The sequence below is a fragment of the Mesorhizobium sp. dw_380 genome (assembly GCF_018588885.1).
In the GTDB taxonomy this organism is placed as follows: Bacteria; Pseudomonadota; Alphaproteobacteria; order Rhizobiales; family Rhizobiaceae; genus Mesorhizobium.
In genome coordinates this window covers 106,087-124,878 of the sequence record NZ_JAFFIW010000014.1, presented here as the reverse complement: position 1 = coordinate 124,878, position 18,792 = coordinate 106,087, and the positions used below count along the sequence as shown (strand labels likewise).

Here is an 18,792-nt window from a genome sequence, read left to right as displayed (position 1 = left end):
GTTGCGTTCAGAGCATGGCTGTACGTCGGAGCAGGCCGTGCCGGGATGTATCAGCGAAGGGCCGCTTCGAGGCCTTGGACCATACGGTCCACAGCCTGCTCCGGCGTCGACTGACCCGTGAGCACCGATTGGAAAGCGGGATTGACGACATTCTCAGACCAACCCGCGGCGCCAACGAAATTGTTTGGCAAGCGCCCGAACTCGAGCGTTTCGACCGCCGCGCTATAGATTGGATTGCCGGTGATACGCTGATCTTGCAGGGCAGCGGCCGAGGCCGGGAAATAGCCCGTCCCTTCTAGCAAGGTCAGGGCAGCATCGGTCTGGCCCCAGAAACTCACCCAGTTCCAGGCAGCCTCTATATTGTCTTCCTTCATGATACCGTTGCCGGCATAGGCAACGCGAGCGACATGCGCCTTCGGACCGGCCGGCATCGGTGCGGTCGAGAATTGTTTGCCCTGCTTCATCGCTGCCGAGATTTCGTTCAGCGAACCGGTATGATGCCACACCATTGCCGTCTGCCCGGTGCGGAAGCCCTCCATGATCTGGCGGTAGCTGTCGTTCGGCGCGCTCGGTGGCACGACCTTTTCCTTCAAGAAGAGATCGGAATAGAACGTTATCGCCTCGATCGCCGCGGCCCTGTCGATGGCTGGCTGCCCATCCCTAACGATCGGCGAGCCGAACGCCTCCATGACGTCGATGACATATTTGAAGCCGCCGGCCCCGGCGCGCATGCCGAAGGCATATCTGCCCTTCGACGGATCGGTGAGCTTGCGGCAAGCACCCAGGAATTCGTCGAAATTCCGGGGTGGCCCCGCCAATCCGGCTTCCTCGAAATAGTCGGCGCGGTAGTACATCCAATCGACGAAAGCGAAGGCGGGAACCGCATAGATGGCACCGTTGCTGGAAAGCCCAGTCCAGCGATTGTCGGGGAAATTGGCTTTGCCCTTCCAGCTGCTCACCCGCTCGGTAAGATCGATCAACCCGTTCATCGCGGTAAGATCGGCAAAGCGCTCGGCGATGACCATGGCGGTATCCGGACGCCCACCGGCCAGCACCGCCGAAGAGACCTTCGCCATGTATTCCGAGTTCGGGATGTTCTCCTGCGTCACCGCCACATCCGCATTCGCCGCCTGAAACAATTCGATGATCTTGAGCAGGCTGGTCATTTCAGACTGACTGGTGAAATGGTGCCAGTAACTGATGGCACTCGCCGCACGGGCGCCGCCGATATGCCCTGCCATCGCCAGGGCCGCCGAACCCATGAGAAATTGCCTCTTGTTCAACTGCATGCGATCTCCTCCAAGATATCAGATCGTCAATCTGATCGATCAGGTGAAGTTTCGGTAGCATCCTTTCCCACGCCATGCAACCGCGCCGGCGCGCGCAACTGGCAAACAGAGGGATCGCCCTTGACCTGTCAGACGAGACCGAGGTTCCGCTGCATCGCTGCCTGAAAATGTGCTTGCAGTCTTCCTTCGGCGGCGTCGGCATTCCTTGTGCTGCAAGCTTCGAGGATGTCGAGGTGTTCCTTGAGCGTCCGGACCATGATGGGTGCTGTAATCTTCCTATCGAGCCGCAGCAGACGCAGATAATTGTGCATGCGCCGGTAGGTGCTGTCGATCAGAGGATTGCGCAGTGCGGCGATAACCGCGCCGTGCAACTCTCCCTCCAGCGCATCCATCTCCTCCAGATGTTCCTTTCCGAGGCCGTCCCGCTCCACACGCCGAAGTAGCCTGGAATGGCGGATTTCCAAGGCATTCATGACGGCTTCATCGCCTTGCTCTGCAAAGACACGGACCGCCGCGCGCTCAATGATGGAGCGGAATTGGTAGGTGGCACGCGTAAGCTCCATGCCGGGCCTGATGAATTGGATGCCGGAGCGCGGGTGGATGGTCAGAATCCCTTCCGCTTCCAGAACGCGCAGGGCGTCGCGAAGCGGGGCGACAGGCACGTCGACGATCGCGGACAGCTCGTTTTGCGAGATGAATGCTCCAGCTGGAACGCGTCGGTCGAACAAGCCTTCCAGGATACGCTCGTAGGCGACATCGCTCATGCGGGCGGCCGCCGCGAGGGGACGAGAGACAGTTTTTGCTTTGCCCGCCACTTGCGGCACCTCCATTGGTCCGGTACTAAGATGCCATCTGATAGATCAGTTGATGATCGTAAGCGATCAGAAAGCCCCTGTGATGAGCCTTTCGCATTTTCGTATAACCCGATTTCAGTTCGCCCGCGACCGGGTTATCGGGGACAGTCAGGTTCGAGCGGATGATGTCAACGTCGCCGCGCTGGAACTCGTTTCCGAAAGTGGCGAGGTGGGGCTGGGTTTCATCCAGACGCTCTTCAATCCACTGCCTGATCAGACGGAGATCGAGACCGTTTTCGAACATGAGGTTTGGCCGAGCTTGAAGGGACACAAGGCGATCGCGCTGGTTCACCGTGTGAACCGCCCGCGCGGCGGCAATCAACGGGCTTACTCCCTTCCTTTTCACGAAGCGGTTCAGGTGGCGCTTTGGGATCTTGCGGCAAAAGAGGCTGGCCTACCCCTTCACGTCCTGCTTGGCAGTCGGCGCAACCGCGTGAAAGCCTATGCAAGCGGCCTCGATTTCCACCTCGACGATGACGGCTTCGTGACGTTGTTCTCCCATGCGGCTTCGCTTGGCTATTCCGCGTTCAAGATCAAGGTCGGCCACCCGGATTTCGACCGCGATCTGCACCGCCTGGAGCTATTGAAGACCTGCGTTCCGGCAGGCTCGAAGGTGATGATCGATCCGAACGAGGCGTGGAGCTCGAAGGAAGCGCTGGTGAAATTGATGGCCATTCGCGACGCCGGTCACGACCTTCTCTGGGTCGAGGATCCGATCCTGCGTCACGACCATGAAGGCTTGAGAACGCTCAGGCACGCCGTGACATGGACCCAGATCAACAGCGGCGAGTATCTTGACCTCCATGGCAAGCGGCTTCTTCTGCAAGCCGATGCGGCCGATATCCTGAATGTCCACGGCCAAGTGACGGATGTCATGCGCATCGGATGGCTGGCCGCTGAACTCGGGATACCGGTCAGCATCGGCAACACTTTCCTCGAGGTTGGCGTGCATATGGCGGTTGCGCTTCCTGAAGTCGAATGGCTGGAATATTCGTTCCAGAACTTCGATCATCTGGTGGAACAGCCTGTCGAAATCCGAGACGGTTATATTTATGCGCCCGATCGGCCTGGCCATGGATTGGTACTATCCGAAAAAGCGCGCGGCGAATGGATCAGGCCAAAGCGCCTGGCGCGATCGGAGCTGGGTGCCGCGCCAGAAAATCCGCGCCTCACCGGCCCGGGTTGAGAAAGAGCGAGTGAGGACGGCCGCTTGATGAGGCGGCAGCGCACAGAAGCAGCGGCAATAACGCCTTGCGTCCGCCGATCCGGCGCCGGCATGGATAGCCCGGTCGATGCCCCATCAGTCAAAGAACCCGGCGTCCTCCTCCAGCAGATACTTCCTGGCGCCCTCGGGGTCGATATCGAGGCCGAGCCCGGGCGCTTCGAGCAGGTCGATCATCGAATCCTCCACCACCTGCTTGGGCAGGCCGATGACAATGTCGTTCCACCAGGGATCCGAGGCGCTGGGATATTCGAAGGCGATGTAGTTGGCGGGCAGAGTGGCGCAGACATTGATCAGCGCGCCGAGGCCGAGCAGGCCGTTCGCTGTTCCGTGCGGCGCCATCAGGATCGAGTGCATATAGGCATGCTCGGCGACCCATTTGAGCTCGGCAATACCGCCGATATCGGCAGGATCGGGACCGATGACGCGCACCGCTTGCGTCTCGATCAACTCCTTGAAATTGTGCCTGAGGTAGATCTGCTCGCCGGTGTGGATCGGCGTCGAGGTGGAGGTGGTCAGCTCCCGATAGGCCTGCGGATTGACCCATGGCACATAGTCGCCGGTCAGCATGTCCTCGAGCCACATCAAATTGTACTTTTCGACCGCGCGAGCGAACTTGATCGCATCGGGCAGCATCCAGCCCGGGCCGCAGTCGAGCGCCAGGCTGACCTTGTCGCCCAGCACTTCCTTCATCGCGATCACGCAGTCGAGCATGTGATTGAAACCGCGCTCGCTGATCACGCCCTGATCCATGACGCCGTGATAGCCGGCCTTCTTCTGCGTCACGCCGTAATGGAAGCCCTCGATGCTGTCCTTCATGTTGGAGTGGAACGAGATTCCCTGCTTGACCATGAAGAAGTTCTGCGGCTGCTCCATCATCCATTTGACGTCGGCGGCGTAATCCTCCGGCCGGTCGCCGCTGCGCTTCCGGCGGATCGAGCCGTTGTAGACGCGCACCTTGTCGCGCACCTTGCCGCCGAGCAGTTTGTAGACCGGCACGCCTGCCGCCTTGCCGGCAATGTCCCACAGCGCGTGCTCGATGGCGGAGACCGCGGCGCCATAGGGCTTGAACGAGCCGCGCTGGCGGATCTTCAGCATCACCCGCTCGACGTCGGTCGGGTCCTCGCCGATCAGCGCTTCACGGAAATGCAGCACAAAGGGCTTGAGATAGGTCTTTGTGAACTCGACTTCGCCAAGGCCATGGAGGCCTTCGTCGGTCACGATGCGGACGATCGGGTGCTTGCCGATGACGGCGCAGCGCAGGTCGGTGATCTTCATGGCGCAGTCCTATTTCACAGACGAGAAAGCTGTCGGCGTGAGCAGCTGGCTGCTGATATTGGCAATGATCTGCCCGTCGCACTCAGACTCGTCCCGGGCCCTGTGCCATGCCGGATCGGTGACGAAAGCCGCCCATTTCGCCTCACGCTCGGCCAGCGATTCCCAGGCGAGGAAATAGGTGAGGCGATTGCTGTTTTCGCCGATCGCCGTGGTGAAAAACCCGGCTTGGCGGATGCCATGCCTCTCCCAGATGGCCAGCGTTTGGTCGGAAAAGCGCTTGAGCAAAGCCGGCATCCTGCCCGGCAGGCAGTCATAGATACGCAGTTCGTAGATCATGGTTTCGTCCGTTTCTTTCTTCGCCTCTCCCTTGGGAGAGGTCGACACGAATGGTCGGTCGTTGGCCCTGTGAGCCTGGGGGGAATGAGTGCAGGGGGTCTGGGCTAACTCCAGGTCCGGTCCCAGCTATATTCATTGTCCCAATGCTCGGTGGATTGCCATATCCCCGTGACACCGGGCTGCAGATGCTGGCTGATCAGCTCGTCGACCACATCGTCTATGCCCAGCCCCGGCTTGTCGGGCACGGTGATGAAGCCGTCCTTGACGAGCGGCTTGGGAACGCCGGTCACGATATCGTCCCACCAGTCGACATCGGCGGAGTGGTATTCAAGCGCCATGAAATTTTCGGTGGCGGTCGCGACATGTGCCGCGGCCATTGCGGCGATTGGACTCTCGGCCATATGGATGGCCATGGCGACGCCGTGGTCCTGCGCCATGTCGCCGATCTTCTTGGTTTCGAGGATGCCACCGCTGGTGAGCAGGTCCGGGTGGATAACGGAGAGGCCGCCGCTCTTGAGCAGAGGCTCGAAGCCCTCCTTGAGGTAGATGTCCTCGCCGGTGCAGATCGGCACAGTGGTGGCGTCCTGCAGTTGGCGGTACTGTTCGGTGTGCTGCCACGGGATCACATCCTCGAGCCAGGCCGGCACGTATTTTTCAATCCGCCTGGCGAGGCGGATTCCGTCCTGCAGCGAGATGTGGCCGACATGGTCGATGGCGAGCGGGATCTCGTAGCCGATGATCTCGCGAACCTGGTGGATATACTGCTCGAGCAGGTCGATGCCCTTCTCGGTGAAATGCAGACCTGTGAACGGATGCTGCACGTTCTGCGCGCCATAGGCGAGGTTGCGGGTCTTGCGCTCCTCTAATGAGCCGCCGCGGCCGCGCGGATTGCCGTGAAATCCTTCGAGCGCGCCGGCGGGCGCGACCACCGCGCCCGGAATATGGGCTATTTGCATCAAGCCCAAGTCCATCTTCAAGAAAGTAAACCCGCGGTCCATCCGCTCCTTGAGGCGCTTGCCGGTCTCGGTGCCGCTCGGTTTCTCGGCGTCAGTATCGCAATAGAGGCGCACCTTCTCCCGGAACCGGCCGCCGAGCATCTGGTAGATAGGGACGCCATAGGCCTTGCCGGCGAGATCCCACAGCGCGATTTCGACCGCGGAGACGCCGCCGCCTTGCCGGCCGTGCCCGCCGAACTGCTTGATCCGCCGGAACAGGCGGTCGATGTCGCAGGGGTTCTCGCCAAGCAGCCGGCTCTTCAGCATCAGCGCGTAGGTGGCGCTGGCGCCGTCGCGCACCTCGCCAAGCCCGACGATGCCCTGGTTGGTGTAAATCTTGAGCAGCGCCGTGGTAAACGGTGCGCCGACGATCTCGGCTACCCGCATGTCGGTGATGCGAAGCTCGGATGGTTTGGAGTTCGTGTTTACCCGATTGAGCGCCTCGTCGGCTCCACCCGTCTTTGGCATGACTTATCCTCGTTCTGGTTGGCGGACTTGTGCGCCACACGCTGTGCGGCTCGCGGGGCTAGCCCAGCTCGATCTCGTGGGCCTGCAGGTAGTCGCGGTTCATCTCAACGCCGAGACCAGGCTTCGCCGTCAGCCTGAGGCTGCCGTTCGAAACGTCGAGCGGTCTGTCGATGAGGTGATCGTATTTGCCCAGGTTCCACTCCGACGTTTCGAGCTTGTAGAAGTTGGGAACGGTCATCATCACCTGCGCTCCCGCGACCACGTTGATCGGTCCCGCGGCGTCATGTGGCGAGACGGGGATGTAATAGGCTTCGCATAGGGCGGAGATCTTCTTGAGCTCGGTAATGCCGCCGGTCCAGGTGACGTCCGGCATGATGTAGTCGGCAAGCCTGTTCTCGAGTACCGGCACGAAATCCCACTTCGTGTGGCCGCGCTCGCCCCACGAGATGGCGGCACTGACCTTCTCACGCACCTGCTTGAGGGCGTTGAGGCTCTCGGGCGGGCACGGCTCCTCAAACCAGTCGATCTGGCCCGCTTCCTCGAGGCTCCGACAGAGGCGAATGGCGGTCGGAACGTCGAAGCGGCCATGCGCATCGATGAGAATGTCGACATCGGGCCCCGCCGTTTCGCGGATCAAAGCCGTGAGTTCGGCGGCCTCGCGCTCGTCCTTGCGCGTCATGCCGCCATCGAGGTAGCCGTCCCGCTGTTCGCGGGACACGCCGTCGGCACTACGGCCCTGGTGGGGGAAAGGATCGAACTTGAGCGCGGTGTGTCCGGACTCGACGATGTCCAAGATTTCGCGGACCACAGCGTCCTTGCTGGTGAATTTGGCCTGGTTGGGATGGGTGTAGAGCGCGATTTCATCGCGGACTGGTCCGCCCAGCAACTCGTAGATCGGCTTGCCCAAAACTTTGCCCCGGATGTCCCACAAGGCTATGTCGATGGCGCTCACGCATTCGACGGCGGCGCCGCGGCTGCCCATATAGGTGAAGCTGCGGAAAATCTTGTGCCAGAGATGCTCGATGCGCGCTGGGTCCTCGCCTGTCACCGCGGCACCGATCTGCCGCAGGATCGTACAGAGGGCGCGGTTGGCGAGCCTCGTCGTGGTGGTGATTTCTCCCCACCCACTCACCCCTTCGTCGGTCGTCACCTCGACGAACAGGTACTCTCCCCAATAGGAAGCATCGGACTTGATCAGCCACGGCCGGATGCTCGTGATTTTCATCTCAACTCCCTTTGTCTGAAATGTCAGGCACGATGTTCTGGACTAGACCTCTCGTCCTATCCGGCCCGAGCGGCGTTGCGCGCACGCATCTGTTCGAGAATATGCCGGCCGGAACCCTCGACATGGCGGGAAACGAGCTCGGCCGCCTTGTCGGCTTCTCCCGCCTTCACCAGCGCGATGAGTTCGCGATGCTCGCGCATGATGGCGGCCCGCCGCGCGAGCGTGAAATTGAAACGCCGGCTCACGGCTCGCAGCACTTCGCGATGCTTCCACCAAAGCTCGGCGGCATGGCGGTTGTAATGCCGCTGGTACATCACGGTGTGGAAGGCGGTATCCAGCTCACTGTGCCTGAACGTGTCGGCGAAATTGTTCTCTTCGATCAGGCCCTGGAGACGTTCGAGTTCGGCGATGTCCTCGCTGGTGGCCATATTCACAAACCATCGCGTCAGGGCCGGCTCGATCAGGACACCGATCTCGTAGATATCGCGGACGAAATCCTGATCTATGGGTCGGACGCGCGCGCCGCGGTTGGCGACAAAGGTGACAAAGCCCTCCCCACGCAACAGCTGCAGCGCTTCGCGCACGGGGTTGGTCGATGTGCCGTGACGCCGGGCGAGATCGGTGACCACAAGCCGTTCGTTGGCGGCGAGCCGTCCCTCGATGATGTCTTCCCTGATCCGCTCGTAAAGCGAGGCGCCCTCGCTGGAGGCCCCGATGGGATCAATCCCAACAGGTGGCATGGCTTTGAAATCGCCTATTTCGGCCAAGGCGGGCTCCTCAGATCAATACACAGCTTGCCCGATATCACACACGGCTTTCACAAACAATGTACGATCCAGTGCGTTGACAGGCAATCCACGATCTGAAAACGTACTAAGTGATCGAGAGGGTACACCGTGCCGACAAAGGCAGCCTCGCGATCGCAGGGCGGAGAACCAGGGAGGATACCTATGACGAGGATTACGCTCGGCAGTGCGGTCCTGCGCGGCACTGTCGTCGGTGTTTTGACGGCATCGCTGATGTCCACATCGGCGTTGGGTGCGCCGCCGGTCGACCTGAGCAAGTGGTCGCCGGAATATGTGCGCTCCATCGCGGGAACACAGGATTTCGACACGGCGGCCGATTGCGCCAAGGTCACCCCGCTCGATTACAAGGGGCGACTGACTTTCTGGTACCAGGGCGTGTTCGAGGGCGACCCCGATCTCCTGCGCCAGTACTACAAGGATTTCTTCGAGACCTTCCGCAAGACCTATCCGAACATCCAGCTCGAAGATCAAGCCCTCACCTATAACGACCTTCTCGACAAGTTCCGCACGGCGCTCCTAGGTAATGCCGCGCCAATGGCGGTCCGCCTGCAAATCCTGGGGGGTACCGAGTTCGCCTCGAAGGGGTATCTGCAGCCGCTCAAGCCCGAGGATGTGGGCTATTCGACCGATGATTTCTGGCCCGGCGCCATGAAGGCCGTGACCTGGGAGGGCGTGACCTACGGCATCCCGACCAACAACGAGACGATGGCGTTCATCTGGAATGCCGACATCTTCAAGCGGGCGGGCCTCGATCCGGACAAGGCCCCGGCAACCTGGGACGACGTCGTCAAATATTCCAAGCAGATCCACGACAAGCTCGGCATTGCCGGCTACGGCCTCGTGGCGCGCAAGAATGCCGGCAACACGCCGTACCGCTTCATGCCGCAGCTATGGGCCTATGGCGGCGGCGTCTTCGACGAAGCGACGGCGAACCCGACCTACAGCCAGGTCGAGCTCGACAGCCCGCAGAGCAAGGCGGCGCTGCAAGCATCGTACGACATGTATGTTCGTGACAAGTCGGTTCCGGTTTCGGCGCTCACCAACCAGCAGGCCGACAACCAGCCGCTGTTCGTCGCCGGCCAGCTCGGCATGATGATCTCGCACCCGTCCGACTACAATGTGATGCTCGACCTGCAGAAGAAGGCGACGGGCACCGACAAGGACAAGGCCCAGACCGTCATCGACAACATGCGCTACGGCCTCATTCCGACTGGCCCCGACGGCAAGCGCGCCGTCGTGTTCGGGGGATCGAACATACACATTTTGAAGCCCGAATATGTCGAGGGCGGCAAGGTGGACGAGCCGGCTGCAAAGGCCATCATCTGCATGTGGACGAGCCCTGAATGGTCGCTGAAGATGGCCTACGCCGGCTCCAACCCAGGCAACCTTAACGGCTTCAAGACCAAATGGATGAAGGAACGTCTGGACAACATCAAGTTCCTCGATGTCACGACGTCGATGCTGCCATACGGCATCCCATTCCCAGCACTGCCGCAGTCCCCCGAGATCATGAACATCATCATCCCGGACATGCTGCAGAATGCCCTGACCGGAGCGATGACCGTCGACCAGGCGGCGGACGACGCGGCCAAGAAGGTAAAAGACCTGATGGGTGGACTCTAGTCCAAGCCTGACCTGCGATCTGACCGGCTGCGCCAATAGCGCGGCCGGTTCGTTCCGAACAACAAGGGCATACCACAAGTGACGACCGTGACCGGCAAGGCCGAGGTTCGCCGAAGATTGCCACCCGGCAGGTTCGGCGTGCTGCGCAAGATATGGGAGCATCGCGCGGACTACGCCTACGTGCTCCCTGCGATCGCCGTGATGCTCGTCGTCATCGCCTATCCGATCTACTACACGATCGAACTGTCGTTCTTCAAGACGCCGCCTGGCCTGCAGCTCCGTGACAAGACCTTCATCGGCTTCGGCAACTACACGGCCATCCTCACCAGCGACGTGTTCTGGAGAGTCACCTGGAACACGGTGATCTGGACAATCGGATCCACTTTCATTTCCTTTGTCCTGGGATTTGCCGCCGCGCTGGCACTACACCGGGACTTTGTCGGCCGTGGTGTCCTGCGCGCTATCCTGATCATTCCCTGGGTCATCAGCGCGGTTGCCGCCTCCTATATCTGGAAGTGGATCTACCATTCGGACTTCGGGATCATCGGTGCGGTGCTGGTCGGCCTCGGATTGGCGGACCGGCCGCCGAACTTCATCGACAATGTCAGCACGGTACTGCCCTCCCTGATCGTCGTCAACATCTGGCGCGAGTTTCCGTTCGCCATGATCATGATGATGGCCGGCCTGCAGACAGTCCCCGACCAGTTGCTGCGCGCCGCGGAAGTCGACGGAGCCAATGCATGGCAGCGCTTCTGGCACGTCACCTTCCCGCATTTGCGCAACGTCTCGACGGTGACGATCCTGCTGCTCGCGGTGGCCAACTTCAATTCCTTCATCATCCCGTGGATCATGACCGGCGGCGGACCGTCCAACGCATCGCATATCTGGATCACGCACATTTATGAGCTCGCCTTCGGCCGGCAGCGCTGGGGCGTCGCATCGGCCTATTCGGTGCTCCTGTTCCTCATCCTGATGACGCTGGGCTATTTCTACGTCCGCGCACTAAGCGGCAACGACCGGAAGGAGGGGAGCCCATGAGCACGATTGCCGAGACAGCCTCTCGAGCTCAGACCCGCCGCCGCGTGCGCGTTGACGGATGGCGGTGGGGCGGACGCATCTTCCTCGTGTTCATGCTGCTTTACACCGCGGTGCCGATGATCTGGATGCTGATCACCTCGATCAAATCCGGGTTCGCGGCGACGCAATTCCCGCCGCAATGGTGGCCGGACGAGCCTACCCTCGCCAGCTACCAGAAACTGCTCGATCCGCAGAACAGCGTCGGCCAGGACTTCCTCCGCTTCTTCTGGAACAGCCTTTTCGTATCGACCGCCACGACAATCCTTTCCGTGATCGTGGCTGTCCCCGCGGCCTACGCGTTTTCGCGCTTCAGTTTCCCCGGCCGGAACTTCCTCTTCTTCACCGTGCTGCTGCGCAATATGTTCCCGGCGGTGATTTTTCTCGTGCCGCTTTTCATCCTGATGCGCGCGATAGGGCTGGTGAACACGCACGGCTCGCTGATCCTCACCTATCTCACCTTCGGCCTGCCGCTGGCGATCTGGCTGCTCAAGGGTTTCTACGACAACATCCCGGTGCAGCTCGAGCAGGCGGCGCGCATCGATGGGGCGACGCGGTTCCAGGCCTTCATCCTGATCGTGATGCCTCTCTCGACGCCCGGAATCATCGCCACCGCGATCTATTCCTTCATCGGCGCGTGGAACGAGTACATCTATGCCTATACCTTCCTTTCCAAGAACGAGCAGTTGACCCTGCCGGTCGGCATACAGCGTTTCTTCTCGGAAAATACGACGGACTTTCCCGGCCTGATGGCGGCCAGCTTCATGATGAGCGTGCCCGTCGTGGTGCTGTTCCTCGTCCTGCAACGATACTTCGTACGCGCCCTTACAGAAGGCGCGGTCAAGCACTAGGGAGTTGTTGCCGATGGCCCACGTGGTCCTCAAAGATCTCGTCAAGGCCTATGGCGGCTTCAAAGCCGTCAACGATGTTTCGCTGACGGTCAATGACGGCGAGTTCGTTGCGCTCGTCGGCCCTTCAGGCTGCGGCAAGACAACCACGCTCAATCTCGTCGCGGGATTGATCCCGGTCACATCGGGCGACATCGTCATCGGGGACCGGGTGGTCAACGACCTCGACCCAAAGGACCGGGACATCGCAATGGTGTTCCAGAACTACGCGCTCTACCCGCAGAAATCGGTCTACAAGAACCTGGCGTTCCCGCTGCAGATGCGCAGATTGCCCAGGGAGGAGATCGACAGGAAGGTCAAGGAAGCGGCACGCGTGCTCGACATGACGCATCTGCTCGAACGCAAGCCGCGCGAACTTTCAGGCGGGCAGCAGCAGCGCGTCGCCCTGGGCCGCGCGCTCGTCCGCGACCCGGCCGTGTTCCTCATGGACGAGCCGCTCTCCAACCTCGACGCCAAACTGCGCGTGCAGATGCGGTCGGAGATCAAGCGCTTCCACCAGGATCTCAAGGCGACGATCATCTATGTGACGCACGACCAGCTCGAAGCCGTGACGATGGCCGACAAGATGGCGGTGATGAACGGCGGCAACCTGCAGCAATATGATTCACCGGCGCAGGTCTTTGCCCATCCGGTGAACATGTTCGTCGCCAGCTTCATCGGCAGCCCGGCGATGAGCCTTATTCCGCTCACGGCATCGACCGCAAACGGCAGCACTGTGTTGACCGGCGCGGAGGGCTGGAGCCTTGAGCTCTCGCCGCACAACGCCCGGAAGGTCGCGAGGGCAACGACCAAGAAGGTGGTGCTCGGAGCGCGACACTCGACGATCAAGCTGCACAAGAGCGCCGTCCCCGGTGCCATTCCGGCCAAGGCCTACACTGTGGAACCAACCGGAGACGTCACCTTCGTGCAGGCATTGCTGTCCGGCGCCATCGTCAACATCAGTGTGTCGCCCAACGTCGCCGTCGCACCCGACGAGCAGATCTGGCTCGAATTCGACCAGGAGCGCACGCACCTGTTCGACGGCGAAACTGAAATGGCCCTCAAGGCCGACTGAGACAAGGCGGTTCGTTGGGTGGGCTGGATGACCGAGAAGCTTAAGATCACCGCGATCAAGCCCTACCCAGTGTGGGTAGGAACGCGCAACCAGATGCTCGTCAAGGTTGAGACGGATCAGGGAATCTTCGGCTGGGGCGAGAGCGGCTTGAGCGGTCGCGAGAAAGCCGTGGCCGGCGCGGTCGAGCACTATCGCGAGTTTCTCATCGGCCGCGACCCCATGCAGATCGGGCGGATCTGGCAGGAGGTCTATCGCAGCCAGTACTTCGAAGGCGGGCGAGTTCTGCAGGCGGCGATTTCCGCCATCGACATCGCCCTCCACGACATCAAGGGCAAGGCGCTGGGGGTGCCGGTCTACGAACTGCTGGGCGGCAAGCAGCGCGACCGCATCCCCACCTTCGCCTCGACCGGTGACGAGGCCGAGGGTGATGTTGCCATCGAACGCGCCCGCGAACTCCGCGCACAGGGTTGGCAGGCGATCCGCTTCTTCCCCATCGGGCAAAGCAGCAGGGACATCTTCGAGCCGCGCGAGTCGATCGGCGCTACCGCAAGTATGCTGAACAAAGCGCGCGAGGCGCTGGGCGACGACGTCGTCCTTGGCCTCGATTATCATCATCGCCTGTCTGTGGCCGAGGCGGCGAGCTTCTGCAACAAGCTCGGCCGCGGCGTGCTTGATTTCCTTGAGGAGCCGATACGGGCCGAGACACCGGAGGCCTACGAATCCCTGCGCACGATGACCGATATCCCCTTTGCCATCGGCGAGGAATTTGCCAGCAAGTGGGATTTCTTGCCCTACATCGAGCGCGGCATCCACCAGTTCAACAGGCTCGATGTTTGCAATGTCGGCGGGCTCACCGAGGCGATGAAAGTCGCTGGCTGGAGCGAGGCGCACTATGTGGACCTGATGCCGCACAATCCGCTTGGTCCGGTGTGCACCGCCGCGACCGTGCATCTCGCCGCCGCGGTGCCGAACTTCGCGTGGCTCGAGACCAGGGCACCCGAAAGAAAGCTGGGCTTCGACAATTCGGACTTCTTTCCCGTACAACCGCGGCTCGACGGCGCAGATTATCCGGTCGGGGATCTGCCGGGGCTCGGCATCGAAGTCAACGAAGCGGCGGTCCAGGCGCAGAGCCTGCGCTTCTGGGAAGCCCCTCACCTCAAGCGCCGCGACGGTTCTGTTACGAACTGGTAGTTCCCTTCAACCGGAGTCCGACAATGACGCATACTCCCGACATCACGAGGCCGCCCAAGGACCTGATCGATGCGCTGAGGGAGATCGGCGCCGCGACGGTTGCCGGCACGCTTGGCCACATGGGCTTCCGCAATCCGCACATGGTCGGTCCGGTGGCGCAGAACCACGGGAAATCGATCGTCGGGCCGGCCCTGACGCTGCAGTTCCTGCCGCAGCGGCCTGACCTGTTCAACGAAGGTGAATATGCCGATCCGGAAACGCAATTGCACCGGCACGTCCTCTACCATGCGCAGCAAGGCGATGTGGTGGTGGTCGACGCGCGCGGCGACATGAGTTCGGGCGTGTTCGGCGATATGATGTCGACCTATTTCAAGGGCAGAGGCGGCGCCGGCATCGTCATCGACGGATGCATGCGCGACCGGCCCAATGTCGAAAAGCTCGATCTGCCCCTATGGCTGCGCGGTTGGACGCCAAACTACCATGTGCAGACCAGCATCTATCCCAATGCCGTCAACGTTCCGATTGCCTGCGGCGGTGTTACTGTGATCCCAGGCGACATTATCGTGGCCGACGACGACGGGGTGGTGGTGCTTCCCGTCGCAATGGCCCGGAAGGTAATCGAAGAATCACAGAAGCATCACGATTGGGAGGAGTTCTCGCGAGAGAAGCTGATGGAGGGCGGATCGTTGCAACGCTACTATCCGCTGCACCCAAGCGCGGGCGAAGAGTACGAGGCTTGGCGGAAAGCCAATCCCAAATCTTGATAGACCGGACACGCTAAAGAAAACGCGACGAATCGAGAAGCTCGGCAACGCCGTCAAGTTCCTTGTGCAGGCGATGCCAGCGACGATCGAGATAGACCAGCGAATGCGCCTCAGGAGGGACTTCGTCCGGCTGCACCTCGCCCTCCAGCAGCTCCGCCGCGACCAGCGTCGCCCCCTCGATAGGCAGAACGCCGAGCCGGCGGGCACGGAACCAGGTCGAAACGCCGGTGTAGCGCGGTTCGCCAGTGGGCAGCCGCGCCCAGGCACCTCCCGGCGGGAACCGTTCCGCGCCGCTTGACGCGCAGAGTTGCGCCAGGTCGATGTCAGTGAAGCGGAGCAGATGGATCACCATCGTCTCGGCCCGCAGCAGGGGCTCGGACGAGGTGGATTTCATCGAGAGCGAGAAGGCGACGACCGGCGGCGCGGCACTTACCGAAATCAGCGAGGACACGGTCATCGCTACCGGCCGGTCACCGGGGTCGGCCGTGATCACGGCGACACCGGCTGGATGGCGGCGAAAAGCTTCGCGGAAGGCGTTGGTCATCGGATGCGGGAAGCTCATCGAAATATCTCTTCTGCAACATGAAAAGGGGGCCAGGCGGCGTCCGCTGCCCAGCCCTTCGAACTACTTCTTCTCGATCAGGTCGTAGAACTGCCAGACGCGATCACTCCACAAGCCGCCGATCTCACGCCCTGCCGAGGTGACGATCGAGGGTGCAATGGTGAAGTGGTTCGCAGCCACCATCATCTCGCGGAAGACGCGCTGCATCACGCCTGCGCGAAGCGATGCGCCGCCCGCCGCGCGATAGGCGAAGTTGCAGATATCGACGCCGACCTCATGGATCTCGGACTTGGCCAGGTGGACGAGGCTGATCTGCCGCGTGGAGGTTCTGTTGCCCGCCTCGACCGTCGCCTCGATGTCGCGCCAGACTTCGAAGACGAAGGCACGGGCCGCGCGATAGCGGGCTTCGGCACGGCCATAATCGTGCCAGAACTTCTCGCTCTCGCCGATCAGCCCGGCGCGGCCCGATTTGGTGCGCGCGAACTTGGCGATCTCGTCCAGCATCCGCCGTCCGGTGCCAAGAGCCCAGCCGGTATGGCCGATGGCGGCCAAGCCGACGACCCCGAGACTGAAGAACTCCTTCTGGCGCAGCGGCGGTGCGGTCATGATCGGAAAGACGAGATCGTCGGCGATGAAGACGTCCTCGGCCGCGTAGTCGATGCTGCCGGTGCCGCCGAGGCCCAGAACGTCCCAATTGCCGAGCTGCTTGTGCTGAGAGATCGGCGCATGGGCGCACATGATGATCATATTGCCCTTGTCGTCCTTGGCCGGCTTGCCGGTGCCATCGTCGACGAAGGCGGCACTATGGCTGTATGTGGCGTGGCTGAAGCCGCTGCCATAGCTCCACTTGCCGTTCAGCCTATAGCCGCCATCAACCTTCTTCAGCATGCCGAGCGGCGCGCCCTGCCCTGAGAAACGGTTGTCGGTGCCCGGTGCAAAAAGCCGCTCGACCGCACTGTCGGGCAAGAAGGCCGCCGACATTGCGCCGATGCAGCAATGCACCATGGAAACCCAGCCAGCCGACCCCGAATGCCAGGTGATCGCCTCTATGAGTTCGAGGCCTTGGGTGGGTGGCAGCTGCGCGCCGCCAAGGCTCTCGGCAGCGAAGATGTGCGACATCCGCAGCGGCTTCAACGCCTCGAACGTGCCCGGGGTCAGTTCGCCGCTCTCCTCATCGGCGGCGGCATTGGCTTCCAGGATCGGCCCGATCTCCGCGATCTTCTCCAGCAAGTCGCGATGATCGACTGTCGTCCCCCACGAGCCATGCTTGATAGGTTTATTCATGATCTCTTCTCCTCATTGAAATCGGTTGAGCGCGCGAGGAAATCGCCGATCTTGGTCAGGGTCCCGGGTTTTTCCTGCTGTACGAAATGGCCGGCGTCCTCGACCAGGATCAGCCGTGCGTCGGGCAGCGCCTCGACAAAGAGCGGCGCCTGGCTCGCCGGCAACATACGGTCCTTGGTGCCCCAGACGACCAGCGTTGGATTGGTGATGCGTGCCAGGAAGCGGCGCAGGTTCGGGTGCCCCATGCCGAAGGGCGTCAGCAGACGGCCGAGCGTCTCGCCCTCGCGTGCTCGGTCAGCGCCGAAGGCCTCCGCAAAGGCGGGATCCGAACCATCCGGGAAGTAGCGGAGCGCCACCGCGACGTCATGCGCCAGATAGGCCGGCAGGTCCTGTGGCGCGACTGCGCCCAGATCGGTGGCCGGATGCGCGGGGTCGTTGAGCCCTGCGGGGGCAATCAGCACCACCTTGTCGAAACGCTCGCGCGCAACGCCAGCGAGTTCGGTCGCCATCCAGCCGCCCATGGAAAAGCCCATGAGATGAGGCTTCTCCGGCAGGTCCAGAACATCGAGCAGGTTCAGATAGTGCAGAACCATGTCGGACATCGCAGCCACATGCGGCGCCGCGCCCGAAAAGCCGAAGCCCGGATGGCTGGGGCAGAGCACGCGGAAGCGGTCGGCGAGGCCTTCCGCGAAGTCGAAGCCTTCAAGCGTCGAGGCGCCATGCAGGAACAGCACGGGCTTGCCTTCACCGATGGCCTTGACCACAGTTTTCGTGCCACCGACATCGTATTCGAGCGTTTCGAATTGAACGGCCATTTCACTCTCCTCAAACAAGGTCCGGCCTCAAACCAGGGCCGGCTGGATCAGCACTTTGCATTGCGTGGTGCGGCGGCGAAGGCTCTCGAATATCCGCGGAACCGGCGAGAGGTCGATCCGATCGGTGATCAGCGCCTGCGGCGCAAAAGGTCCGCCGCGCAGCGCATCGAGGGCGACGCCGAATTCGTTGCGTTGATGGAAGAAAACCGAAAACAGCAGGTTCACTTCCTTCGTCAGCGCAATGAACGGGTCCCACTCGTCGCCGCCGATGCACAGGCCGACGCCGACCACCGTGCCCTGCAGCCGGACGGCTTCAACCGCCGCACCGATAAGGCCGCGCTTGCCGACGCATTCGAAGATGATATCGGGCGCCCCGCCGCAGAGATCGGCGAGGTTCTCGGCCAGCTTTTCGCCTGAGAGCGCGAAGCCGGTCGCGCCGAGAGCAAGCGCGCGCTCGCGTTGATGGCTGTGGATGTCGGCGACCACGGCACGCGAGGCCCCCATCCTCCGCGCCCAGAAAGCGACGAGCAGGCCGATCGGTCCGGCGCCCAGGATAGCGACCCGGTCTCCCGGCTTCATGCCCGAGCGAATGATGCAATGCAGCGCGACCGAGAGCGGCTCGGCCAACGCACCATCCTCGAGTGCCACTTCGTCGGGCAGGATGTGGCACTGGCGCGCGGCGACGGTCACGTACTCGGCATAGCCGCCGCCGATCAGCACCATCTCGGGGCAGCGCGCCGGATCGCCTCGTGCGCAGGCTTCGCAGTGCCCACAGCCGCGCATCGGTACGACGGCCACGCGGTCACCGATACGAAGACCGGTCACCTCCGATCCGGTGCCGACGACCTCACCCGCGAATTCGTGGCCGAGGACGAAACCGCCGCCGATGCCGAAGGGTGCCGGATCCTCGGTGATGTGGAGATCGCTGCCGCAAATGCCGCATGCGGCAACGCGCAGCAGGACTTCGTCGGGCGCCGGTGCCGGGTCGGGCACCATGGCGATCCGCAGCGGACTGCCGACCGTATCGAAAATGGCCGCTTTCAT

18 protein-coding genes are annotated in these 18,792 nt (G+C 62.0%); 7 read left to right on the top strand and 11 right to left on the bottom strand.

Annotated features, from left to right (window positions below):
* Positions 1-50 precede the first annotated feature (50 nt).
* Together JT360_RS16470 and JT360_RS16465 are read right to left on the bottom strand one after the other, a co-directional pair.
* Positions 51-1,289, bottom strand: coding sequence for an ABC transporter substrate-binding protein (locus tag JT360_RS16470; RefSeq protein WP_214472703.1), 1,239 nt, complete (start codon positions 1,287-1,289; stop codon positions 51-53).
* Positions 1,290-1,417: 128 nt separating this feature from the next.
* Positions 1,418-2,053, bottom strand: a complete 636-nt coding sequence (locus tag JT360_RS16465; protein WP_214472724.1) for a GntR family transcriptional regulator — start codon at positions 2,051-2,053, stop codon at positions 1,418-1,420.
* 133 nt (positions 2,054-2,186) lie between these two features.
* Between JT360_RS16465 and JT360_RS16460 the strand changes: the two genes are divergently transcribed.
* Complete coding sequence (locus tag JT360_RS16460; RefSeq protein ID WP_214472723.1) at positions 2,187-3,329, top strand: mandelate racemase/muconate lactonizing enzyme family protein; 1,143 nt, start codon at positions 2,187-2,189, stop codon at positions 3,327-3,329.
* 114 nt (positions 3,330-3,443) lie between these two features.
* Here JT360_RS16460 and JT360_RS16455 read toward each other — a convergent pair whose 3' ends face one another.
* From JT360_RS16455 to JT360_RS16435, 5 genes are all read right to left on the bottom strand, one after another.
* Complete coding sequence (locus JT360_RS16455) at positions 3,444-4,643, bottom strand: mandelate racemase/muconate lactonizing enzyme family protein (RefSeq protein ID WP_214472702.1); 1,200 nt, start codon at positions 4,641-4,643, stop codon at positions 3,444-3,446.
* 9 nt (positions 4,644-4,652) lie between these two features.
* Positions 4,653-4,979 carry an NIPSNAP family protein gene (locus JT360_RS16450; protein WP_214472701.1) on the bottom strand — a complete coding sequence of 109 codons (327 nt, stop codon included), beginning with the start codon at positions 4,977-4,979 and terminating at the stop codon, positions 4,653-4,655.
* 104 nt (positions 4,980-5,083) lie between these two features.
* A complete protein-coding gene (locus JT360_RS16445) occupies positions 5,084-6,442 on the bottom strand; it encodes a mandelate racemase/muconate lactonizing enzyme family protein (protein WP_214472700.1) in 1,359 nt (452 codons plus the stop codon).
* Positions 6,443-6,500: 58 nt separating this feature from the next.
* Positions 6,501-7,667 carry a mandelate racemase/muconate lactonizing enzyme family protein gene (locus JT360_RS16440; RefSeq protein WP_214472699.1) on the bottom strand — a complete coding sequence of 389 codons (1,167 nt, stop codon included), beginning with the start codon at positions 7,665-7,667 and terminating at the stop codon, positions 6,501-6,503.
* Positions 7,668-7,723: 56 nt separating this feature from the next.
* On the bottom strand, positions 7,724-8,434 hold the full coding sequence (locus tag JT360_RS16435) for a GntR family transcriptional regulator (RefSeq protein WP_214472698.1): 711 nt from the start codon (positions 8,432-8,434) through the stop codon (positions 7,724-7,726).
* Between the two features lie 183 nt (positions 8,435-8,617).
* On the opposite strand from JT360_RS16435, the gene JT360_RS16430 reads away from it, so the two are divergent.
* The 6 genes from JT360_RS16430 to JT360_RS16405 all read left to right on the top strand — a co-directional run bounded on the left by JT360_RS16430 (position 8,618) and on the right by JT360_RS16405 (position 15,087).
* A complete protein-coding gene (locus tag JT360_RS16430; protein ID WP_214472697.1) occupies positions 8,618-10,096 on the top strand; it encodes an ABC transporter substrate-binding protein in 1,479 nt (492 codons plus the stop codon).
* A gap of 78 nt (positions 10,097-10,174) precedes the next feature.
* Positions 10,175-11,134, top strand: coding sequence for a carbohydrate ABC transporter permease (locus tag JT360_RS16425; RefSeq protein ID WP_214472696.1), 960 nt, complete (start codon positions 10,175-10,177; stop codon positions 11,132-11,134).
* Positions 11,131-12,021, top strand: a complete 891-nt coding sequence (locus JT360_RS16420; RefSeq protein ID WP_214472695.1) for a carbohydrate ABC transporter permease — start codon at positions 11,131-11,133, stop codon at positions 12,019-12,021. Before JT360_RS16425 ends, JT360_RS16420 begins: the two co-directional genes overlap by 4 nt.
* 13 nt (positions 12,022-12,034) lie before the next feature.
* Complete coding sequence (locus JT360_RS16415; protein WP_214472694.1) at positions 12,035-13,132, top strand: ABC transporter ATP-binding protein; 1,098 nt, start codon at positions 12,035-12,037, stop codon at positions 13,130-13,132.
* A 27-nt stretch (positions 13,133-13,159) separates the two neighbouring features.
* On the top strand, positions 13,160-14,323 hold the full coding sequence (locus tag JT360_RS16410; RefSeq protein ID WP_214472693.1) for a mandelate racemase/muconate lactonizing enzyme family protein: 1,164 nt from the start codon (positions 13,160-13,162) through the stop codon (positions 14,321-14,323).
* Positions 14,324-14,346: 23 nt separating this feature from the next.
* A complete protein-coding gene (locus tag JT360_RS16405) occupies positions 14,347-15,087 on the top strand; it encodes a ribonuclease activity regulator RraA (RefSeq protein ID WP_214472692.1) in 741 nt (246 codons plus the stop codon).
* A 13-nt stretch (positions 15,088-15,100) separates the two neighbouring features.
* Here the strand turns inward: JT360_RS16405 and JT360_RS16400 are convergent, their stop codons facing one another.
* The 4 genes from JT360_RS16400 to JT360_RS16385 form a co-directional block, all read right to left on the bottom strand.
* Entirely contained in the window at positions 15,101-15,649 is a 549-nt protein-coding gene (locus JT360_RS16400) for a flavin reductase family protein (RefSeq protein ID WP_214472691.1), read from the bottom strand.
* A gap of 63 nt (positions 15,650-15,712) precedes the next feature.
* On the bottom strand, positions 15,713-16,933 hold the full coding sequence (locus JT360_RS16395) for an acyl-CoA dehydrogenase family protein (protein ID WP_214472690.1): 1,221 nt from the start codon (positions 16,931-16,933) through the stop codon (positions 15,713-15,715).
* Complete coding sequence (locus JT360_RS16390; protein ID WP_214472689.1) at positions 16,930-17,748, bottom strand: alpha/beta fold hydrolase; 819 nt, start codon at positions 17,746-17,748, stop codon at positions 16,930-16,932. Before JT360_RS16390 ends, JT360_RS16395 begins: the two co-directional genes overlap by 4 nt.
* 27 nt (positions 17,749-17,775) lie before the next feature.
* Positions 17,776-18,792, bottom strand: coding sequence for a zinc-dependent alcohol dehydrogenase (locus JT360_RS16385; protein ID WP_214472688.1), 1,017 nt, complete (start codon positions 18,790-18,792; stop codon positions 17,776-17,778).

Bases quoted from the DNA above. Each gene is read 5' to 3' on its own strand.
- JT360_RS16390 (WP_214472689.1), bottom strand. From the start codon at position 17,748: ATGGCCGTTCAATTCGAAACGCTCGAATACGATGTCGGTGGCACGAAA.
- JT360_RS16440 (WP_214472699.1), bottom strand. From the start codon at position 7,667: ATGAAAATCACGAGCATCCGGCCGTGGCTGATCAAGTCCGATGCTTCC.
- JT360_RS16460 (WP_214472723.1), top strand. From the start codon at position 2,187: ATGAGCCTTTCGCATTTTCGTATAACCCGATTTCAGTTCGCCCGCGAC.
- JT360_RS16445 (WP_214472700.1), bottom strand. From the start codon at position 6,442: ATGCCAAAGACGGGTGGAGCCGACGAGGCGCTCAATCGGGTAAACACG.
- JT360_RS16415 (WP_214472694.1), top strand. From the start codon at position 12,035: ATGGCCCACGTGGTCCTCAAAGATCTCGTCAAGGCCTATGGCGGCTTC.
- JT360_RS16465 (WP_214472724.1), bottom strand. From the start codon at position 2,053: ATGAGCGATGTCGCCTACGAGCGTATCCTGGAAGGCTTGTTCGACCGA.
- JT360_RS16455 (WP_214472702.1), bottom strand. From the start codon at position 4,643: ATGAAGATCACCGACCTGCGCTGCGCCGTCATCGGCAAGCACCCGATC.
- JT360_RS16450 (WP_214472701.1), bottom strand. From the start codon at position 4,979: ATGATCTACGAACTGCGTATCTATGACTGCCTGCCGGGCAGGATGCCG.
- JT360_RS16470 (WP_214472703.1), bottom strand. From the start codon at position 1,289: ATGCAGTTGAACAAGAGGCAATTTCTCATGGGTTCGGCGGCCCTGGCG.
- JT360_RS16430 (WP_214472697.1), top strand. From the start codon at position 8,618: ATGACGAGGATTACGCTCGGCAGTGCGGTCCTGCGCGGCACTGTCGTC.
- JT360_RS16385 (WP_214472688.1), bottom strand. From the start codon at position 18,792: ATGAAAGCGGCCATTTTCGATACGGTCGGCAGTCCGCTGCGGATCGCC.
- JT360_RS16420 (WP_214472695.1), top strand. From the start codon at position 11,131: ATGAGCACGATTGCCGAGACAGCCTCTCGAGCTCAGACCCGCCGCCGC.
- JT360_RS16400 (WP_214472691.1), bottom strand. From the start codon at position 15,649: ATGAGCTTCCCGCATCCGATGACCAACGCCTTCCGCGAAGCTTTTCGC.
- JT360_RS16410 (WP_214472693.1), top strand. From the start codon at position 13,160: ATGACCGAGAAGCTTAAGATCACCGCGATCAAGCCCTACCCAGTGTGG.
- JT360_RS16405 (WP_214472692.1), top strand. From the start codon at position 14,347: ATGACGCATACTCCCGACATCACGAGGCCGCCCAAGGACCTGATCGAT.
- JT360_RS16395 (WP_214472690.1), bottom strand. From the start codon at position 16,933: ATGAATAAACCTATCAAGCATGGCTCGTGGGGGACGACAGTCGATCAT.